General features: G+C 41.8%; 21 protein-coding genes, 1 other RNA gene and 1 pseudogene. 16 read left to right on the forward strand and 7 right to left on the reverse strand.

What is annotated here, in order from left to right:
- Positions 1-272: 272 nt before the first annotated feature.
- From smpB to NST40_RS00985, 7 genes are all read left to right on the forward strand, one after another.
- Positions 273-752 carry an SsrA-binding protein SmpB gene (gene smpB / locus NST40_RS00955; RefSeq protein ID WP_036687155.1) on the forward strand — a complete coding sequence of 160 codons (480 nt, stop codon included), beginning with the start codon at positions 273-275 and terminating at the stop codon, positions 750-752.
- Positions 753-953: 201 nt separating this feature from the next.
- Positions 954-1,318: a transfer-messenger RNA gene (ssrA, locus tag NST40_RS00960) on the forward strand.
- Positions 1,319-1,571: 253 nt separating this feature from the next.
- Positions 1,572-1,796: a recombinase family protein gene (locus NST40_RS00965; protein WP_254847761.1), complete on the forward strand. Its 225-nt coding sequence runs from the start codon at positions 1,572-1,574 to the stop codon at positions 1,794-1,796.
- Positions 1,797-1,810: 14 nt separating this feature from the next.
- Positions 1,811-2,023 carry a hypothetical protein gene (locus NST40_RS00970; RefSeq protein ID WP_076275892.1) on the forward strand — a complete coding sequence of 71 codons (213 nt, stop codon included), beginning with the start codon at positions 1,811-1,813 and terminating at the stop codon, positions 2,021-2,023.
- The gene (locus tag NST40_RS00975) at positions 2,024-2,299 is read left to right on the forward strand and encodes a recombinase family protein (RefSeq protein WP_342410322.1); all 276 of its coding nucleotides are present in this window, start codon (positions 2,024-2,026) and stop codon (positions 2,297-2,299) included. It abuts the gene before it with no gap.
- Between the two features lie 38 nt (positions 2,300-2,337).
- On the forward strand, positions 2,338-3,216 hold the full coding sequence (locus tag NST40_RS00980) for a hypothetical protein (RefSeq protein WP_076275893.1): 879 nt from the start codon (positions 2,338-2,340) through the stop codon (positions 3,214-3,216).
- A gap of 68 nt (positions 3,217-3,284) precedes the next feature.
- Positions 3,285-3,653 (forward strand): hypothetical protein, encoded by a 369-nt coding sequence (locus NST40_RS00985; RefSeq protein WP_342410323.1) that lies wholly within the window; start codon positions 3,285-3,287, stop codon positions 3,651-3,653.
- A gap of 338 nt (positions 3,654-3,991) precedes the next feature.
- Here NST40_RS00985 and NST40_RS00990 read toward each other — a convergent pair whose 3' ends face one another.
- Positions 3,992-4,195 (reverse strand): hypothetical protein, encoded by a 204-nt coding sequence (locus tag NST40_RS00990; RefSeq protein WP_076186845.1) that lies wholly within the window; start codon positions 4,193-4,195, stop codon positions 3,992-3,994.
- Between the two features lie 431 nt (positions 4,196-4,626).
- Here NST40_RS00990 and NST40_RS00995 point away from each other — a divergent pair, with 431 nt between their 5' ends.
- From NST40_RS00995 to NST40_RS01010, 4 genes are all read left to right on the forward strand, one after another.
- Entirely contained in the window at positions 4,627-4,992 is a 366-nt protein-coding gene (locus NST40_RS00995) for a hypothetical protein (protein ID WP_076275896.1), read from the forward strand.
- A gap of 399 nt (positions 4,993-5,391) precedes the next feature.
- Positions 5,392-5,757, forward strand: coding sequence for a hypothetical protein (locus tag NST40_RS01000; protein ID WP_076126891.1), 366 nt, complete (start codon positions 5,392-5,394; stop codon positions 5,755-5,757).
- A 663-nt stretch (positions 5,758-6,420) separates the two neighbouring features.
- Complete coding sequence (locus NST40_RS01005; RefSeq protein WP_342410324.1) at positions 6,421-7,728, forward strand: aminoacetone oxidase family FAD-binding enzyme; 1,308 nt, start codon at positions 6,421-6,423, stop codon at positions 7,726-7,728.
- A 31-nt stretch (positions 7,729-7,759) separates the two neighbouring features.
- Complete coding sequence (locus NST40_RS01010; RefSeq protein ID WP_076220239.1) at positions 7,760-9,076, forward strand: NAD(P)/FAD-dependent oxidoreductase; 1,317 nt, start codon at positions 7,760-7,762, stop codon at positions 9,074-9,076.
- Positions 9,077-9,238: 162 nt separating this feature from the next.
- On the opposite strand, the gene NST40_RS01015 is transcribed toward NST40_RS01010, so the two are convergent.
- The gene (locus tag NST40_RS01015) at positions 9,239-9,622 is read right to left on the reverse strand and encodes a YdeI/OmpD-associated family protein (protein WP_342410325.1); all 384 of its coding nucleotides are present in this window, start codon (positions 9,620-9,622) and stop codon (positions 9,239-9,241) included.
- A gap of 51 nt (positions 9,623-9,673) precedes the next feature.
- A complete protein-coding gene (locus NST40_RS01020) occupies positions 9,674-10,144 on the reverse strand; it encodes a DinB family protein (RefSeq protein WP_342410326.1) in 471 nt (156 codons plus the stop codon).
- Positions 10,145-10,405: 261 nt separating this feature from the next.
- Here NST40_RS01020 and NST40_RS01025 point away from each other — a divergent pair, with 261 nt between their 5' ends.
- From NST40_RS01025 to NST40_RS01035, 3 genes are all read left to right on the forward strand, one after another.
- Positions 10,406-11,089, forward strand: coding sequence for a Crp/Fnr family transcriptional regulator (locus NST40_RS01025; RefSeq protein ID WP_342410327.1), 684 nt, complete (start codon positions 10,406-10,408; stop codon positions 11,087-11,089).
- 147 nt (positions 11,090-11,236) lie between these two features.
- On the forward strand, positions 11,237-11,860 hold the full coding sequence (locus NST40_RS01030) for a hypothetical protein (protein ID WP_076219839.1): 624 nt from the start codon (positions 11,237-11,239) through the stop codon (positions 11,858-11,860).
- A 12-nt stretch (positions 11,861-11,872) separates the two neighbouring features.
- On the forward strand, positions 11,873-13,693 hold the full coding sequence (locus NST40_RS01035; protein WP_342410328.1) for a cyclic nucleotide-binding domain-containing protein: 1,821 nt from the start codon (positions 11,873-11,875) through the stop codon (positions 13,691-13,693).
- A 100-nt stretch (positions 13,694-13,793) separates the two neighbouring features.
- Here NST40_RS01035 and NST40_RS01040 read toward each other — a convergent pair whose 3' ends face one another.
- The gene (locus NST40_RS01040) at positions 13,794-13,970 is read right to left on the reverse strand and encodes a hypothetical protein (RefSeq protein WP_175617392.1); all 177 of its coding nucleotides are present in this window, start codon (positions 13,968-13,970) and stop codon (positions 13,794-13,796) included.
- 344 nt (positions 13,971-14,314) lie between these two features.
- Here NST40_RS01040 and NST40_RS01045 point away from each other — a divergent pair, with 344 nt between their 5' ends.
- Positions 14,315-16,450, forward strand: coding sequence for a pectate lyase (locus NST40_RS01045; protein ID WP_076219838.1), 2,136 nt, complete (start codon positions 14,315-14,317; stop codon positions 16,448-16,450).
- 143 nt (positions 16,451-16,593) lie between these two features.
- Here NST40_RS01045 and NST40_RS01050 read toward each other — a convergent pair whose 3' ends face one another.
- The 3 genes from NST40_RS01050 to NST40_RS01060 all read right to left on the reverse strand — a co-directional run bounded on the left by NST40_RS01050 (position 16,594) and on the right by NST40_RS01060 (position 19,113).
- Positions 16,594-16,815 (reverse strand): helix-turn-helix transcriptional regulator, encoded by a 222-nt coding sequence (locus NST40_RS01050; RefSeq protein ID WP_076219837.1) that lies wholly within the window; start codon positions 16,813-16,815, stop codon positions 16,594-16,596.
- Between the two features lie 200 nt (positions 16,816-17,015).
- On the reverse strand, positions 17,016-17,813 hold the full coding sequence (locus NST40_RS01055; protein WP_076192619.1) for a WYL domain-containing protein: 798 nt from the start codon (positions 17,811-17,813) through the stop codon (positions 17,016-17,018).
- Positions 17,800-19,113 carry a WYL domain-containing protein gene (locus NST40_RS01060; RefSeq protein ID WP_076192616.1) on the reverse strand — a complete coding sequence of 438 codons (1,314 nt, stop codon included), beginning with the start codon at positions 19,111-19,113 and terminating at the stop codon, positions 17,800-17,802. Before NST40_RS01060 ends, NST40_RS01055 begins: the two co-directional genes overlap by 14 nt.
- Positions 19,114-19,342: 229 nt before the next feature.
- On the opposite strand from NST40_RS01060, the pseudogene NST40_RS01065 reads away from it, so the two are divergent.
- Positions 19,343-20,134 (forward strand): annotated as a pseudogene (locus NST40_RS01065) (nucleotidyltransferase domain-containing protein).
- Positions 20,135-20,137 lie beyond the last annotated feature (3 nt).

A 20,137-nucleotide genomic window follows, 5' to 3' on the forward strand; every position in this document is an offset into this window, starting at 1 on the left:
ATTAAGGCGCACAAGCAAAAGGCTAACCTCGCTATTTTCTAAAAAATCCAGATCAACTCAGCTTAATGTTTTTTTGTAACAAATGCTAGATATTGGGTAATGTTACTGACAACTATATGACAAATTAGGTGAGGTATATTTGGTTGAAGGTTCCTTGCGCTCACTTGATTCCATTTGTTACAATATAGATCAGACGTTCGATGGCTGTGTCGTTTAAGATTAGACAGACATGGTTACTTTAACTTATGAATATGATTCAAGGAGTGATTCTCATGGGTAAAAAAGCAGACGGGAAAGTACTCGCCCAGAACAAGAAAGCTTCCCATGATTATTTTATCGAGGATACTTATGAAGCTGGCTTGGTGCTGACGGGTACAGAGATCAAGTCGCTGCGTAATGGCCGCGCTAATATTGGAGATGCTTTTGCTACGATCCGCAATGGTGAGATTCAGATTCACAACATGCATATCAGCCCTTTTGAACAAGGTAACCGTGCCAATCCTACTGATCCGACACGCACACGTAAATTGTTAATGCATAAGGAGCAAATTCATAAACTGCTGGGCTTGTCCAAGCGAGATGGGTTTACGATTGTGCCACTCAAGATTTATGTGCGGAATGGCTATGCGAAGCTGCTGATTGGTCTTGGTAAAGGTAAAAAAGAGTATGACAAACGTGACTCGGCTGCCAAGCGAGATGCTCAACGTGATATCCAGCGTGTACTGCGTGATAAGCAAAAGATCGCCAGATAATCTGGGAGAACTAGACGATTCAAAGGAGTTCCAGTTTCAACCTTCAATTCCTTTAACCCACGTGTTAAAGTGTTGATAAATGTGCTATACTGAGTAAGTAAGTTAGTTATTGCTTCGTTACAGTTTTCTTGAATAAGAAGCTGTAGATTGGATCTCTCTTGCTTGGAAGATCCGCTTGATCCGAAGCGCCCTTTTTAATGAGGGGCCGTTCTTGGATTCGACGGGGATAGTTCGAGCATGAGTAGCGAGTAGTGGGGACGCGTCCGCTTCATCAACGCTAAAGCCTATTAAACGGCAAACAACAAAACAACTACGCTTTCGCAGCCTAAGAAACTGTGCGCGTGCTTCTACTCTGCATCGCCCATGTGACAGGGATAGGGGCTAACAAATAGTGGGATACGCTGTCTCATCTCCGCCTGCGGTGAGCTGAAGAAGACAATCAGGCTGACCCAACGTATAGCCGGTTACGGGGCGATACTCCGGTGACATCAAAACTGTGACTACACTCGTAGAAGCTTATGTGCCGTTATCTTCGGACAGGGGTTCGACTCCCCTCGGCTCCATATGGAGTAAAGTAAAAGACACCTTTAGGGGTGTCTTTTTTACGTTATCGTGCTGAAATGATTTAATCGTGACCGAAGATGCTCAACCTGCGATTATTGACATGGAACTGTGGAATACCGATCAGGCTTCTTATTGAGTCGCAGACAGTCCAGGTAATATTGGCCTCATTTATCAGCAGGTATGCCCTCATGGGTGTGCCTGCTTTTTTATGCCCAAAAATCATATACGAAAGGAAAGTGTAATTATGAACATATTATGTCCGTGTGTCATCTGAGCGTCAAGCAGAGAAAGAGTTGTCTATTCCTGCTCATTAAGCCCCAACAATATTGTTTGGAGAAGGGGTGGAGTATCGTCGGTGAGTTTATTGAAAAAGGGAAATCTGTCAAAACGGATGATCGTCCGGAATTTCAAAAGATGATCGCTTTAGCCAAACGCTCCAATCACCTTTTTGCAAGGTGCTGCTTAATCAATTTGGGGTGAAGGTCATTTTAATTATGGAGAAGATGGAAGGGGAGACGCTGCAAAATATGCTGCTGGAGGGAATGCTTGAAATTATTTCTGATTTCTTCAATGCCAATCTTGCTGTAGAGGTGTGGAAAGGAATGACTCAAAAGGTCAAACTGGGTTACGACAATGGTGGAACGCCGCCATACGGATATCGGACGGAACACATTGCTTTGGGACATCAGAATACGAAGTCGGTGTGAGTGCCGGGGCCGCGTGAAGAGATAGATATTATCGGGTGGGTATTTAATCAGTATGCTTTTGAAAACAAAGGCTACCATAAAATCGTATCTGAATTGAATCAACAGCAAGTGTCTACGGAAAAAGTTGGAACATGGTCAGTCAGTACCATCTGCGCAATTATTTTTAATGAATCGTATATCGGAAGCAAAATCATCACCAAGAATGCTCATCCAGCGTTGATTACGAAGGAACTATTTGAACAGTGCTCCCACTGTTATACGAATCAATGTCTCTAGATGTTCTGTAACTTCAAAGTGATGGGTAAAAAGTCCTCATGTATAGACTGGAAATTATTCCAAAATATTTATTGGTTTGCGTACTTTCTTTCGGTGCTCTTTTTAACACTGCATCAGCAAATCCTGTTGATCCTGCAGAGGGAGGTAAAGGGATTCTAGTAAGTCAAACAGTTTCTAATGAGTATGACTCTTTCAAAAAAATTCAGAGTACATCTTTTGAGGATTTAAAAGCAATGGGTTATACTGAAGAAGATATTGAGTATATTAAGAATTTCGATTACGAAGCGAGTATGCAAGTGAAAGTGAATAAGTTACAAAAACTAGATGAGTCCTTGCTAGAGAATGCAGGATACGATGAAAAACAAATAACCACTATCCAAAATTATAGTGGCACAGAAGAACAGTTAGCTCGTGCATCTGCTACGTTATCATTATCTACTTATAGAAACGGTTCTTCGAGTTCAAGTACATTCAGTTCTATTACTTTCTCAACTTACTACAATTGGTCTAGTGCGCCGAACTTCCTTCTTACTGACATTGTGGCAGTACCTTGGTCAGAAGGAATGTATTTAGATAATTCAAATAGCAATGCTACTATTTCTTACGTTGATCTAACAACAGGGGCGTTTATTAAAACAGCTAATCCAACAGTAGTACCAAACATAAATACAGGTGCATCTATTAAGTTTGGTCTTGGTTATGCAATCAATGGTACTGAAGCCTATGCAAAATCAGGTAATTTCAATTATAGATTAACTAAAAATAGCAAAGTAACTGAAGTCGCAATCCAACCAGCATATGGACATACTTTTTTGTCTGTAGGTTCGCCGACAGTGACTTACCCAGGCGGATTAGCAGTAACATTTTCATACCAAGTAAGTAAAGAAGCTGAAAATTATGTTTACTCCGCTCTGTAACTAAAATAATTCATAAGCGAGGCGATTAAGTTTGTCTATAAAAATACACCGTATATAAAAGAGGTTAAATGATGAAAAGAAAGTTTCTATTACTCCTTTTGGTTTCTTTAATGGCAATAGTCACTGGGTGCATGAATCGTAGCACAATAAATATACAGTATCTAGATACGAATGAAACTGAAGGTGTAGTGAGTAAATGGATAGATAGTAAAGATAAAAATAACGGTATCTACCTAGGCAGAATTAAAAATGAAAATAACATATACGTATATTTAAATTATAAAAATGAAGAGAATAATGAAAAATATACAGTATCGATGGTAAACATAGATTACCAAGATCAGAAATTAAGTATAAAAGTAAATCCTATAGCATCTGATCATACTTTTGAGAAAGTTTTTTTAGTCAAAGAAAAAAAATTAAGGAAATTATTCTAAATCGAGAGGAATTAAAAATAGAAGAAATAGAAGAAATTAAATAATTTTGTGGTCCACCTTTACAACTAAGTAAATCATCTAAGATCATCTGAAAAAATAAGCATGAGAAGAGAACTTCTTGTTCTTGCTTGAAGGTCTCTTATAGAGCATTTGTTCTGGATTTTAGGTCTTCTATAACGTTGTCCTTCACAATGGTTTCGATGTTTTACATTTTTTTATTTTTTGGTATGTTCTCGTTCTCAAGTTCATGGTTGTTTGCTGTTCTCGGTATTTCTCACACAGTAGCACCGTTGTAATACTCCCATCCCTTTCGGTTACAACAAACATATCTTTTTTTGTCAAATTTCAGAGTAAGAACTGACTAGTCGTTCCCCATGGCTAATTGCCCAATCGTTGAGTTTCCAGTCAGCCTCGCTGATGTCTCCCCGTTTACCATATGCGTGACAATTTAGTGGGAAAATAGAACCTGCGTGACGGATCATCTGTAGGGCTTTTGGTGTTACTACTATTTCTCCTAGCTCAAACAAAACTTCCGTATCCATTTTATCTCCTCCTTAACCGCTAACGTTAGCAGATTCTACCACATAAAAATTCAGTTGCACAATCTCCCTGTTTATCCGAATCTGTGCTTTGGAAGGCTCTGCGATTTTAAACCAGTGAGTAAAAGTTTTCTCAAGAAAATGGTTAGTCAGGGACCCTCTGTTCAAAGTTGGTTTGTTCGTTTTACGAAAGGTTCCAGATTGCTTTTTAATGATTTCAGCCAATTCCTCAAATGTGTACTTGTGGTTTATCATGTCTACTATGAGGTCTCGGAATGTTTGGTATGCATATTTTTAAACTGCAAAAGATTTCTCTACCATCACGAATACCGTCCGCATGAGGATGGTTCCCATACTATTGTTAACTGTACCCTTTTGCAAAGTTTCTTTGTTATAATTATTATAATAATCTCTTTATTGGCTGGTGATTATGAATGAGTGAAAGATTTTGGTTAGTAGTACAGTATCCTCTGAAAAGTGAAAAAGGAAGCCAACGTGATAACTGGTTAAGAGATAAAGTAATAGAATACCTGGACACATCTCTAGTAGATACTAACTTAGGTTGTGTTGATGGCTTTGATATGGGTAAATGCACTTCCGACCCGAAAAAGTATGCTCTTAATATATTTTGTATCATTACGGAAGAAGAACGGAGTATAGCCTTGATAAAGAGAGTTTTAAAAGATAGCAGGCTTGATTATACTCGTATAAAAATTGCTACAATGCCCTATGGAAAAGAAGAAGAAACATATAGGCTTAAATTTTCCTATAAAAAGGGTGATACCGATTTTTCGCTATAGCACAGTTTTGAGTTTAGAATTACAACTACACCGTAAAACAATCTTCTGGCGGGAGTCATGAATTTTGTGACATCAAAACTGTAATTACACTCATAGAAGCTTATGTACCGTTATCTTCGGTCAGGGTTCGACTCCCCTCAGCCCCATAAGAAAACCCGCTGAAATAGCGGTTTTTTTGCTGTTTAGTGATTGAATTGTAGACGAATGCAGGCAAGGAATTATGGGGAACTAAATGTATTTATTTTTGTAGACATGTTGTCTACACCTAAAATTAGATCATTCACTTTGAAGTTAATAATTCGTGACACATTTTCCGAAACTACATCTATAAGAGCTCGAACTGATATAAGATTATGGCATAAGCATTCAAAAGCAAAAACATTCGGAGGAATTACTATTATGAGTTTTACTATTGATTATGTTAAAAATAAAAACAGAATTATTGTAACATCGGACGGTATGGAAGTTGAGGATGCCTTTGCGTACGCAGAACAATTTCCGAAGATACTGAAGAAAACTAAGCGAGGGTTTACAGGTATGACTGTAATCACTGGTGGTCTGGTATTTAAGCAAGAGGTGATGGCAATTCTTGCTCCAACTGGTGAAGATGCTGTCAAAGCTGGAATGTCCACAAAACACAAATGGGTGTATGTTGCGCCTACGGCGTTCTACAAAACGCAAATGAATCGTATGTTTAAAGATATTGCAAACTTGTACGAATCAATAGAAGAAGCTGAAGCGTATCTTGATTCCGCAGGGAATTAGCAATTTTTAAAAAACTTTAGTAAACCTTCTGGTAGTATACAGAAGGTTCATCGTTCTTCATTCAACGTTGAGGTCGGTGATCATAATTGTTGCTTGGATCCAGCCATCATCTGTAGCGCCAAAGGTACTTTCTGCGTATCGAAGAAGCACTGTGAAAAACCGATATATTCACGATTAACTTATATAATTGCATCACTATACTAAGGAGTTATTCCTATGATCAGTCTCCTTAATCAGAATGACTCATCAAATATTGGTTAGAATGCTTCTAGGGGTCATCAAAACTGTAATTACACTTGTAGAAGCTTATGTGCCGTTATCTTCGGACAGGGGTTCGCCTCCCCCGGCTCCATATGGAGTACTATTGAAGACACCATGAAAGGTGTCTTTTTTCATATTTTCAGAATATGATCTGGACTATGCGTGGCGGTTCAAAAAAATGAGTATCTTGCTAGATCCAGTATCTTTCGTATGTGGAATTAAAGATTGCAGTGAAGAAGGTGTAAAGATAAATTTAAGGTTCTATATAGGGATAAAAAAGACAAACCTAGGATAGGAAGAGTTAATAGGGAGATATAAATGAAAACCAGTATACTTATGCTATAATTTAATAAAGTGACTCTGTGTTTTAGAAAAATTGGATAAAGGATGCATTGACCAACCATGTATGAGAATCAGACTTCTATGCACCACAAGCTGTTTATTATCGGCGCAGGTGCTGCTGGATTAATGGCCGCTGTTACTGCGCGGGATATGGGTATCGATACGGCCATTCTGGAGGGTAACGACCGGATTGGAAAGAAGATATTAATGACAGGTGATGGCCGCTGTAACATTACGAATGAATCCACTGCGACGGGTACGGATGAAGCAATTGTTTTATCGCACAAGTATCACAGTAATCAGGCCGGATTTCCACTTGCGGTATTGCAGCAATTTGGCATCCGTCAGACTATAGATTTTTTCTCCTTTCTCGGGCTTCCACTTACAAGATTGAAGGAGGGCTTGATGTATCCAATGTCGCTGCAGGCAGCAGCGGTGCTGGATATTTTCCAGCTTGCGCTGGAGGATCGGAATGTTCCGGTATACCTCAATAACAAAGTGTTGGATGTTACTGTTTCGAAGAATCATCCGCGCTTCAAGATAAAATGCCAAACGGAGACAGAGGAGGAGGTTGTTTATACTAGCGACTATCTACTTCTATCTGCGGGTGGCCTTGCCGGTCCAAATGCGGGAAAAGAACCTCCTGGGTATACACTTGCCGAACGTCTGGGGCACACCCTGATTGAGCCTTTGCCGGCCATTGTGCAATTGAAGCTGCAATATCCGAATATGAGGGCACTGTCCACTATCAAATCTCAGGGACAAGCCCATATCATTGTGAACGGTAAAGTCATCTGCAGTGAACAGGGTGAAATTGCCTTCACGGATTATGGTATTACCGGCCCGCCGATTCTTCAGCTAAGCAGGAAGGCTGCGTATCATCTTGCAAGAGGAGAACAGGTAACATTGTCGGTTGATCTGATGCCGGGCCGCACGGAGGAAGAGTTAGTTGAGTTTTTAGAAAGGCTCTGGGAGACCTTTGGACACCGGACTGTGGCGGATTGCCTTGTTGGCATCTTCAATAAGAAGCTTGTTTCTGTCCTACTAAAAGAGACTGGCTTAGATCAACAGCCAGAGCTGCTTTGCCAGGATCTATCGATGAAAACCAAGGGGAAATTTTATCGAATCTTGAAGCGTTGGGAATTTAAAGTGACGGATACCAATGGCTTTACGAATGCGCAAGTGACAGCCGGCGGCATTGATACGTCGGAACTCATCGAAGGAACGCTGGAATCCAAGCTGGTGCCTGGGCTGTATTTGGCTGGCGAAGTGATGGATGTCGACGGAGATTTCGGCGGCTATAACCTGCAATGGGCCTGGAGTTCCGGATATGTGGCCGCCATGGCGCTAGCTAAGTCAATTCAATAAATTTATTAGGAAAAGGGATGCATCAATTAACATGTATAAGGATCAGACTTCTAAGCACCACGAGCTGTTCATTATCGGTGGGGGTGCTGCAGGTCTAATGGCTGCAGTTACAGCGAGGGATCAAGGTATTGATACAGCAATTATTGAAAGCAATGACCGGCTTGGGAAGAAAATAATAACGACGGGTAACGGGCGTTGCAACATTACGAACCAATCCACCGCCACCGGTACGGATGAAGCGGCCGCTTTATCACGCAAGTATCACAGTAATCAGGAAGGATTCCCAATACATGTATTGCGGCAATTCGGTGTCCGCCAAACGATCGAATTTTTCTCCTCACTCGGGCTTCCTTTTGTAAGCTTGGAGAATGGCCGGATGTATCCGATGTCGCTGCAGGCGGCTTCGGTGCCGGGTGTATTTAAGCTGGCGCTGGAGGATCGGAATGTTCCCGTATATTATAAACATAAAGTGTTGGATGTTACCGTTTCGGCAGGACATCCGCGGTTCGCGATAACCTGCCAGACGGAGACAGAGGAACAGGTTGTGTATACCAGCGACTATCTTTTTCTATGTGCAGGCGGCCTTACCGCTCCCAAAACGGGAACGGACGGCTCCGGTTATACGCTTGTCCAACGCCTGGGGCACACCCTGATCAACCCGGTGCCAGGCATTGTACAATTGAAGCTGGATTATCCGTATTTGAAGGAACTATCGGGCATCAAATTTGAGGGAGAGGCCCATGTTATCGTAAACAATGAAGTCATCCGCACTGAGTCTGGTGAGATTCTTTTTACGGACTATGGTATCTCGGGCCCGCCCATACTTCAGCTCAGCAGAAAGGCTGCGTATAATCTCGGAATAGGAGAATCGGTGACATTGTCGGTTGATTTAATGCCGGAGCGCACGGAGGAAGAGTTAATTGATTTTCTGGAGATCCACTGGGGGATCTTCGGACACCGGACGGTTGCCGATTCTTTTGTGGGCATCGTCAGCAAGAAACTGATTCCAGTTCTGCTGAAGGAGGCTGGAATTGATCAACAGCCGCACTTGCTTTGTATGGATTTATCATGGAAAACCAAGAAAATATTTTATCGAATCTTGAAACGTTGGGAATTTAAAGTGACCGATACCAATAGCTTCACGAATGCACAAACAACAGCCGGTGGCATCGATACGACGGAGCTAATCGAAGGAACGTTAGAATCTAAGTTAGTCCCTGGGCTGTATTTGGCAGGTGAAGTGATGGATGTGGATGGAGATTGCGGCGGCTATAACCTGCAATGGGCTTGGAGCTCCGGCTACGCCGCTGCTATGGCGCTTGCTAAGCGACGTGCCAGCACCACGTAAGGGGACAGAGGGTTGCTGTAACAAGTCTGGTTTTAGTAATGTGAAAGCGATGAGGATTGTTTCTCATCGCTTTTTTGTGATTTTTTAAAGTTTGGTGCTCATTTTATTCGTTGCTTAACTCTGATGTCTTTATTTTACCTCAACTTTATTGTCGTCCCTTTATTAATCCTTAAGTTTATCAATTAGAGTTGGTATTCGTCTATTTTTTGTGTCTTCCTTTTTAGCAAGCTCAATATAATTAATCTGCTCTCGTTTAATGTAATCAGGCTGGTTTAGAAATGTATTCAGCATGTGGTACTCTTCAAGGTTTGTAGTAATGTAATCTGGAACAATCAGTTTACGATTTTCCTCGCATTTCTTAAGTATTATATGTAATGTATCACCGAGCTCTTTTTGTACTGCTCTTCGAATAAATTCGTTATAAACAAAATAATGCCCATTCTTTGACGGCAATAAAGTATGGTCAAATTCGTACCCGTCAACAGAGATTTGAATAGGTACTTTACCATTAGTATTGAATATCTCACTATCAAATTCATAAACCATATTAAATAACACTCCTCGTGGTAAAGAAGCTGATTTCGGTCACTAATTTTATCATAGCCACTTTGCTGTTTGTAGGTGATTCGAATTCAATATGCTGTTGCAATAACCTATATGATGTTGAACATGCCTTATCTGCATGAGGATAACATCAGTTTTAGTTATTTCTTCGTATAGTACACATGGTTCCAATAATCTGCCGTCGGTAAGTTCAGCAAAAAAATTACGAGCCACACTCATTATCTCCTCTACGTACTCCGTCATTTCCTCCTTAGTAGGGTAGTCAGAGCACCCCTTATCTAAGTCTTCTGTTATATCTTTACCGAAGTCAGGTATCGTGAATTCTTCATCCTTCTGCTGCCTAAACCAAAATTTCATGCTGGTTGTAGCATGGAATATATGCTTCCAGTATTTATGCTTGGCATCCTTCCAAAAATGATCAGGACATACTTCGATAAGATTCTTCAACATTTCTACGGTTGGATCAAACTGTCTTCTAAAAACAGTCACCATCTTATCACTCATGTTCATCAACTCACTTCTCGGAATTTAGAATCTTAACTTTATTCTTGTCCTAAACAACCAAAACCTTCCATTTTACGATGATGCATTTGGAAAATTTGTGAAATATACTCAATCACAAACCCATAAAATGTAAAAATGTCACATCATAATTTAATGACTGCTGTCACTATTTATCTTAAATTAAAAGCATTACAATATAGGATAGGTTTCGCGATTCAATCCTAAAAAATTTATTACTTATACTGGAGGAACCTCTAGAAGATGAACCCACAACTGTTACGGGATTTTCCGTTCTTTGAACATCTTGATGATGAATATTTAGCTGAAATTGCTAAGGTATGTAACGAGCGTACTTATATAAAAGGAGAGTCCATTTTTTTTGAGGGTGAAGAGGGAGAGGAGCTTTATCTGGTTCTCTCTGGAGTTGTTCAAATCTATCAAGATAACCACTCTAGGGATGTAATTCTTTCTATTTTTAGAGAAGGTGATTTCTTTGGAGAGATGGCTTTGTTGCAAAACGAAAGAGCGCGCTCTGCTTCTGCAAGGACCATTGAGAAGTCTACCTTATGTATTTTGAAAAAACGTGAGTTCATTCCTTTACTAAAAAGTAATCCGGAAATACTAATCGGCATTTTGGAAACAGCATTAGATCGTCTGCGGGATGCCAATAAATTAATAACAGACTTAACCGTTATCGACGTGCGTACGCGTATTGCTCGCGTGTTGTTGCGTCTAACAGAACAGCACGGAGTGCCCTCTGATGAAGGTGTTCTAATCGATTTGAAATTAACGCATCAACACCTGGCGGATATGACAGGAACGGCGCGTGAGACCGTGACAAAATCATTGCTTGGATTACAGGATGAGCAGTTGATACGTATTGATCAGAGGAAAATACTTGTGTGTAACATAGATAGACTTAGAAATATACTTGACGTAATCTGAGTGAGTTCAAATGTTTGAATTTGTAATTGGGGTTACAGACCATAAATCACCCTAAATGATATAACAATATTAACAAAGAACGCGTACATTTTGCTTTATTAATCGTGATGACACAATGATCATCCATAAATGAAAAGGGGAAATGAAATGAGCGTAAAAAAATTGGTTTTATCTATGTCAGGTACTTTTTTACTGGGGATCATTGTAGGAGGGGCCTTGTTATATAACAATTCGGTTTATAACTCTGTTAAGGATGCCCTGAATGGAAATGCCACGCAAAACTCGGTAGGTAGCGTTAATTTGGAGGGGATGACACAGGTTAACATTCAGGGCATGGATCTTGAAACCGCAATGATGGCTGTGCAGGAGAATCGTACTAATATGTTAGAGAGTCAGTTAAAAGATCAAATCACAGCTGTACAAGCCCAGAATGAAACAATCGCAAAACTGAATCAATTGTTGGGAGTTATTAATGAAGAGCTAGGGAAGCTTCCTTCTGGTGCTGAGGCCGGCTCTGCTGTGGAGCTGGTAGATGACAAGGGTGCTATGTTTACTGCTATGGGCATGGCTATACCGCAAACCAAAGGGGAACTTGAGAAGCTGTTAGGGCAAATCAAGTCACAGATTGATAGTGCAAGTAATAGCCAGCAAATGGACATGCTGCGCCTGCAAAGTTTAACGAATAAACGTAACGAAGCCTTCGATGTAATGACGAATTTTATTAAAAAAATGCAAGATTCCAGAAGTAGTATTATAGGGAATATGCGGTGATGAGTTAAAACTATGATATCCAAAGCTGCAGTTGATTTTCTACGAGATCATCCGTTTTTACGAGGTATTCCTGATGATGAGCTACAAAATGTAATTAACGCTATAACACTTGTGTCTTTAGAGGATGGACAACGACTTCTTATGGAAGCGTCCACCTCTAAGGACTGTTTCATTTTATGGCAAGGGAAGGTGCAAGTAACCTCAGTTAACTTAGTTGGGAAAACACTGCTCTTAGCTGAACTTGGACCGGGAGAGTTAGTGGGAGAGATGGGTCTTATTCGGAACGAACAAAGATCAGCTAGTGTTACGGCAATCGGGCCAGTAAAGGCGTTGCGTCTAGACCGTCCATCCTTCGAATATTTGGCGAACCTAAGTCCATTATTTTACGAGAGTGTGCTTGTGAACATACGGATCCGAATGATCCATAGTATGCTTCGTAAAGCTACAATCTGGTCGGTCATACCTGATGCTGAGCTTCGGGGTCTTGCAGAGATTACAATGTTCAAGAAAGTCACGAAGGGTGAAGAGATTATCGTGGAAGGTGCGGTAATTGATCATTTTTTCATGATTAACAGCGGGAGTATCGAGCTTCGTGGCCAAAAGCGGCGTAAGACTGTTCTTCGAGAAGGAGATTTTTATGGAGAGACAGAGTTACTAACAGACACGGCTGCCTCACACACGTTGATCGCGGTAGAAGATAGTGAATTACTTATCATGGGCAAGTTAGAGTTCATAACTATACTCGACTATTACGCTCCGGTTCGTCAACAACTCATTAAGGTTCTAAACATACGAACACCCCATCTGCTGGAGAAAGTTACAATTGCCATCGGCGAGGAGTCTATTGCCGAGGATAAGGAATCTCTACCTAAAACCAAAGACAAGTGGATTGACCAGCTGTTATGGCTGGTAGGTGGATTTCTTGTAGTCTCCTTCTTGGCACTATTCCTTCATAGCCAATGGTGGAAGATCGCCACCTTGATTGTTGGAGGAGTGGTGGGTCCCGCAGCCTTCGTAGCTTTTGTGAGAAGTCAGCAGTTAATAGGCTTCCGTCAGCGGAGACTTGTTTTAGTTTTTGTATCTACCGCGGTTGTGGCTATCCCTCTGGCTTGGTATTTAGAGCGGATATGGCTTTTTGAAGTAAAAGCAAATTCTTCTGATTTTTCACAGCTTTACGTACCTTTGTCTGTAGCCCTAATAGAAGAAACAGCGAAATTATTAATTTGTGTGATGCTCGTTCGAACGCGGAAAATCCAATTTCTAATGGATGCAGTGGTGTTTGGTGCGGCAGCAGGCATGGGATTCGCAGCAGTGGAAAGTATTATTTATGGATGGGTTCATCTAGACGAGGCATCGTCAATAGGGATGCTTACCGTCCTATGGATGAGAGCATTATTATCGCCCTTCGGTCATGGAACATGGACTGCGATTGCCACTGTGGGGATATGGTATGCAAGTAGCATGCATAAGAATTCGAGCTTGGGGGACGTCAAGCCATGGACAAGATGGCGACGCGCAATTGAAATGTTTTTAGTAGTAGTTGTGATGCATGCATTATGGAATTATCACTTTGAACCGGGGCTGATGAAGGCCGGTGTTATGGCCGTAGTCGGGATTATGGGTCTCTTTTTATTGTTCTTACTCATTCGTAGGGGAAGAAGAGAGGAGTTCCATGCCTTGAATATGTTAAATCCAACAATGAATGAGGCGATCCGACATGACGAACAAGTGAAGCCTATGACGCAGGAGCTTTATTGTGAAGGCTGCGGGTCAATGTCTCCGCCGGGTACACGTTATTGCACACGTTGTAGCCAGGCACTAAGGATTAAATGATTTGATACGGCTCCATAGGTAGTAAAAGAAAAGACACCTTGAAGGGTGTCTTTTTACGTTATTGCAGCTCGAAAAAAAGATGCCAACATTATCCCTGACTTTAATGAAAGTTCCCGGTTTCATTTTCCGTGAATTTGCCGTCGCTGTCATGCTGGGATTGCTTGCGGCGATCATTACGGGCTTGTTGCTGCTGTTGGGCTTCCAGGCTGTTTACGGGCGTGGCTTCCAAATCTTTTACAGTGTTGATCAGATTCTTGTCTGGTTTACTTGCGCTCAATTGAAAATTCCTCCTTGATTACCTAATGGTTGTGAATTTTATTATGTGCTGGCTACTGTGTGGCTATTCGTGTTGTATGATCACAATCCATTCGCTGTCCTATAATCATTAGCTCAGAACACGGTTAGATAGGGGAGATATGAGTAAATGATTGTTTCGGAACCTTTTTTAGTTTTGATATGTTGAACGTGTTATGGTTCCAGAATTTGTATTATTTTCGAAGGGATACAGGGGTTAGATGCAGGATCTCTTTCTAAATATTTAGGAGGTGAAAAGAGAAACTTCATTCTTTTGCAAGCGGTTACAAGGATGTCTGCAACAAATTAAAATAGGGAGGAAATAAAATGAAAAAAAGAGTTGCAAAGGTAACCAGTATTGTTGTGTTGTTTTCTCTTGCTCTTTCTTTAATAGTAGGTGGATGGACAAATACGGTGGTGCATGCTGCTGGTCTTGCGGTAACAGGCAGTGGAGGCTGGAATGAAACGGCATACGTGGAATGGTCACCTGTAAGCAATGCGACAGGGTATAACGTTTATGTTAAATTGGCAAGTGCAGCGGATTCTGGGTATCAACAAATTAATAATGAGTTAATCCGCAAATATCCTTCCTACTGGAGAGCAGATGCTGTAGGGCTTGCAGCCGGAAATTATGTGATGAAAGTTGAAGCTACTTTGTCAGGGGGTGGGACGGTAAGTGCGGTTTCAAATCCACTATCCGTAACGTCATATGACCGCTCAGGATTTGCTTTTTCGACTAGTTCGCAATATGGTACAGGATCAGGGGCTTATAATGAGAATGGAACCCTCAAGAATGGTGCTCAAGTGCTTTATATAACATCTCAGACTGCGCAAACCATAACCCTTGGTGTGAAAATCAACAGCTCCGGCGCTGTACAAACAGGGGTTGGCCTGGGCGGTATTTTGGCACTGAGACAAAAAGGCTATGATACCACTCCACTTGCGATTCGAATTATCGGAAAAGTTACAGCTGCTGATCTGAGTGGACAGCTTAACAGCAGTGGGTATCTTGAAGTCAAAGGTAAAAACAATTATTCGGAAATGAATATTACTATTGAAGGTATCGGAAATGATGCTTACGCATACGGCTGGGGAATGCTTCTAAGATATGTAGGTAATGTGGAAGTAAGAAACCTGGGTGTAATGTTATTCCCCGACGATGGCATTTCAATGGATTCTGGCAATATGAATGTCTGGGTGCATAATAATGATATTTTTTATGGAGCTGCTGGAGGCGATGCAGACCAAGCCAAGGGCGACGGTTCCACAGACCTTAAAAATGGATCCAACTATATTACAATCTCTTACAACCATTACTGGGATTCCGGAAAATCTTCGCTAGTTGGTTTGAGTGAGCCGGCTGAATTTTTTGTTACCTTCCACCACAACTGGTTTGACCATTCGGACTCCCGTCATCCGCGGATTAGAGTGGCATCCGTCCATATCTATAACAACTTTTTCGATGGTATCTCCAAATACGGTGTGGGTGTTACTACAGGTGCTTCAGCTTTTGTAGAATCTAATTATTTTAGACATGCTAAGTTTCCAATGATGATCTCTTTACAAGGTACAGATGCTTTAGGGGAGGGCACATTCTCAGGCGAAAATGGAGGTGTGATTAAAGCCTATAACAATCTTATTGTAGAGGCTTCAAGTCTCATCTATGCGAATTCAAACACAGGGACAGCTCCTGCTAATGTTACCTCATTTGATGCTTACTTAGCTTCGTCAAGAAATGAAACCGTCCCAAGCTCATACAAAGCATTAAAAGGCGGAACAGCCTATAACAACTTCGACACGAGCGTAAATACAGGAGTGAACGTATCTAATATTGATAACGTAAGCAATGTTGAACAGATTGTTATGGCAAAAGCCGGACGTCTGAATGGCGGAGACTTCACATGGGAATTTAATGATTCAGTGGATGACGTTTCGTATGCGTTGAATACAGCGCTGATGTCTGCAATCAGAAGCTACACAACGGGACTTGTCTCTGTAGGGGGGAATTCAAACCCAACGAACCCGACTCCGACTCCATCAGTAACACCTACGCCAACAGTAACTCCTGTGCCAACAGCGACCCCAGCTCCAACAGCGACTCCAGCACCGACGACAACGCCAGTGCCGACAGCGGGAGCAACCGTTCACAACTTTACTACGGATGGAACAACAAGCAGCTTCTTCAATATTCAAGGCAATCTCTCAACAAGTAAGGGAACTGTGGCCTATCAGGGTTTAACCCTAACCCAATGTCTAAAAATCGAGAGTGTTACCAGCATTCAATTCACTGCTGCTAAAGCTTCAACGCTAACCCTAGTGTTCAACACAGAGGGATCGAAAATCAAAGTGGATGGAACAAGTTATCCTATAACCAATGGCATTGCCACTGTCTCTCTAGCCGCAGGTGCACATACCATTACAAAAGATAGTACGGCGAATCTATACTATATGAAGCTGGAATAGGGGAATGGCTGCCTCTACTTTAATATGGAGTATCAGAAACGCAGAAAAGCGACCTGTAGGGGTCGCTTTTCTTTGCTTTTTCTTATGATCTTATTACTTGAGTTATTGTCGATTCAAAAACTATTAATTTTGTGTTGATTTGATTAATCTTTATCATCAACCAAATCAATAATCTCACGAATATCCTCAATATTTAAAGCTTCTGCAATTTTGCCTATATGACTAAAGTTAATATTCTCCCTTTTTCCATTAGCTAACTCACTTAATGCGGCATGTCGGACATCGGATATTCTGGACAATTGTCGTAGGGAAATCTTATGTTTTTTGGTCAATTCTGATATTTTTACTATAACTCTCTTTCCCACTTCTAATCCCCTCACTAACTCTGAGTTTTCATCTTGACTATATGCATAAGACGGATTTTCTTTTCATGAGAATAAACCTCTCAGTTTTTAAGAAAGCTGCTGTAAGTAAAGTAAAAGACATCTTAACCGTGTCTTTTACTTTACTATATAAGCACGTTTCAACACTTCAGGATAGTTGACCAGCTTATACTAATTCTCGGTTATTCCCCATACCGGTCAATCGCCATAGCTGCGGATTTCAGCATGCGCCGCTTAAGATGCTCACCCTCGACGATTTTTACGCGGAGGCCAAGAAAACGGATTTTGGACAATAGGAATTCGCTATCGTCTCTCATGTAGATGACTTTGATTCGATAGATACCCGAATTTTCATCAAAGGACACGGATTTATCAAAACAGGAAAAGGCGTACAGAATTCGTGATAGCTCAGCATTAAAGGTGGGGATGACTTGAATACATGCACATTCCTTCTGATCCTCTAATAATCGCATTATCCTTGCTTTTAAATCATTAATCCGTTTGGCAGGGAAGGGAGCTACTTCAACAGAAATAATGTTTTTTAGTTTAGTGGACATAAGAGAACGTTGCCGGGTGCTGTACCATTGCAGATACCACTCCCGCTTATACATGTTGTATTCCAGCTTGTGAGGGAACCCGGCTTGGTCAGTTCGTTGGCCTCCATGCTTAATATGGAAAGTAATAAGGATCGCTTGATTCTGCATGATTATACGGCGGAGTGTACGAAGCATTGGATGATAGACCTGCCGCTCTTTGCTTTTAGCTTTCTCCATAATAATTTGCCGCACTTCTGTGGACGCTTCTGCCTCCAATATGGCGTTCAATTTACTTAAGGTATCCAGTGTAAAAGCTGCTTCTGAGGCCGGGTGCATTAACATGGTTTTCAGCCAGGAACGTTCCTGAGAGGTCAGCGCTAATGAACCCACTTCGTCGAGGCGTGAAATGATTTGGAAGTTAAATATTTTCTCAAATGGATTCATAATAGCTGTGAATCTCCTTCCACTCCGCGATAAATTGCTTACGCAGCCAAGGGGGTTCTAATACCTCGCAGCTCGAGCCAAAGCTTCGTAACCACGGCTTAATTTCATAAATACCATTCACTATGATCTCATAAAGGAATGTAGAATCGGACTCTTCCGTAATTTCTCCCCACTGTCCCTGCGCTTCAACCCGCTCCCGAATAAAATTAACACCTGGGCGATTGGGGTTATAAAATCTCGCCACCACTTTAATTGCACGGGTGGTATCTATAACCCAGCTGGTTGTCATCTGTTCTTCCAGATTGCTGAGTTTCTGAGCAAACTCTGCTTCTTCCACAGTGTCGCCCTCCTCAATTTGAGTAAGGCCCTCCATTCGGAATTTCATGATGCCCATACGTGAATTATGTCCGATTAAATACCAGCGCCCATATTGATGGTCATAGATGACGCGGAGCGGAAGAACAGTTTCTGTGACGCCCCTTGTTTCCCGCTCAAAGAGAGGATTGGTATTCTGAGAGGCGTAGTTTTTGCCCTTTTTAGGGGATAGATATAGAAACTTGATTTTTTTTCGCTGCTGAATGGCTGCAAATATCGTATATAGGTGTGCCTCATCAAGAATACGTGAATGATAATTATATTTGTATCTATGGGTTTCCGTAGCTTCGAGGGTATAACCCCGCTTCCGCAGGACCTTTTTTAAGGTGTCGCGCAGCAGGTAACCTTGTACAGACGGAGTCTGCGTGTTGGCGATGACATCAACATAGTCGTAAAGATCCAAGAGCTGATCGCCGGATAATTGATCAATCAGATCGTTAGCAGCCTTGTATCGATAAGGCCGACCTTCGTTTACACGAAGAATAACGCCAACTTCCTCAAGGTATTTCAGATCTCCACGGATGGTTTTCTCATCGGGCATTGGATAATCGGTTGGCATTTGCTCACTGCAGACATCCTGTAGATCTTTAGCCGTTAGCTCCTGAGTCTGGAGCGCAGTTAATAGTAGAGTAAGCCGGATGCTCTCCGTTTCCTTAAGCGACTTCGCCCGGAACAAGAACAGGAGCAGCGGGTCGGCAGATTCATAGTAGTTATAGCGGAGCCACTCAGAGAGTTCTGTTCCTTGTTCTGTAGGCAGATCCTGTTGTAAGACGGTTACCATGCCCTTCAGGTTGCGCAGCGTTTTGTCATAGGTATGTACAGAAATGCCGAGACGATCGGCGAATTGTTGTCTGCTGTAAGCTCCCCCCGCTAAAGAGAGCATGCGAAGAAATTGAATCTCCTTGTCAAAACTTTCCCGGGCCATTTGTATCCCTCCAGCCTGTAGCGAATCCATAAGAAATAGTAGTACTCATTATATTAAGCACCAGAGTTGAATAAAATGGAAGTGTTTTTGGCCGCCGCCATACTTCCGCCCTGTTCGTTACAGGGAAGATGAGCGAAGATAGATCCATGAAGCCAAAGCAATTCTGATGAGGCGTTCGAATAGTAACAAGGGTAGAGAATAGGGAAGTAACCGATCTGGAGGGATGAAGATGGATCCTATAAACAAGCTTATCCGTGAGCAGCTGGAACAGATTGAACAGGAGGAGCAAGTTACAATATTGTATGCCTGCGAATCAGGCAGCCGGGCGTGGGGATTCCCATCGCAGGACAGCGATTATGATGTGAGATTTATTTATCTGCATAAACCGGAATGGTATCTATCTATTTTTGATAAGCGGGATGTGATCGAGCGTCCTATTAACAATATGCTTGATATCAATGGCTGGGATTTGCGGAAAGCACTGAATTTATTTCGGAAGTCTAATCCACCGCTGCTGGAGTGGCTGCAATCACCCATTCAATATGCAGAAAAGTACAGTACAGCAGAGAAGCTTAGAAGCATCTCCCCGTACACATTTTCGCCGAAGTCTTGTATGTACCATTACTTAAACATGGCAAGAGGGAACTACCGTGATTATTTGCAAGGCGAACAGGTCAAGATCAAAAAGTACTTTTATGTACTTCGTCCCGTTCTAGCCTGTGAATGGACTCACTGATATGGAGAGATGCCGCCGATGGAGTTCGATGTACTGGTAGAGCGGCTTATTCCGCAGGATGAAGAGCTGTGGCAGGTGATTCAGCAATTGCTGGCACGAAAAAAATCCGGTGAGGAACTAGACTGCGAGCCGCAGCTAACCGCGATTAACGATTATTTAGAAGAACAGTTCCAAGTGTTGGATAAGGTGGCGGCGTCCTTGAATGCTAAGGAGAACAACAAGGATCATCAGCTGGATGCTCTATTTCGAGAAGCTTTACAGGGAGTATGGGGACGGGCCCTATAGAAA

Source organism: Paenibacillus sp. FSL R10-2778, from assembly GCF_038593035.1.
In the GTDB taxonomy this organism is placed as follows: Bacteria; Bacillota; Bacilli; order Paenibacillales; family Paenibacillaceae; genus Paenibacillus_AQ; species Paenibacillus_AQ odorifer.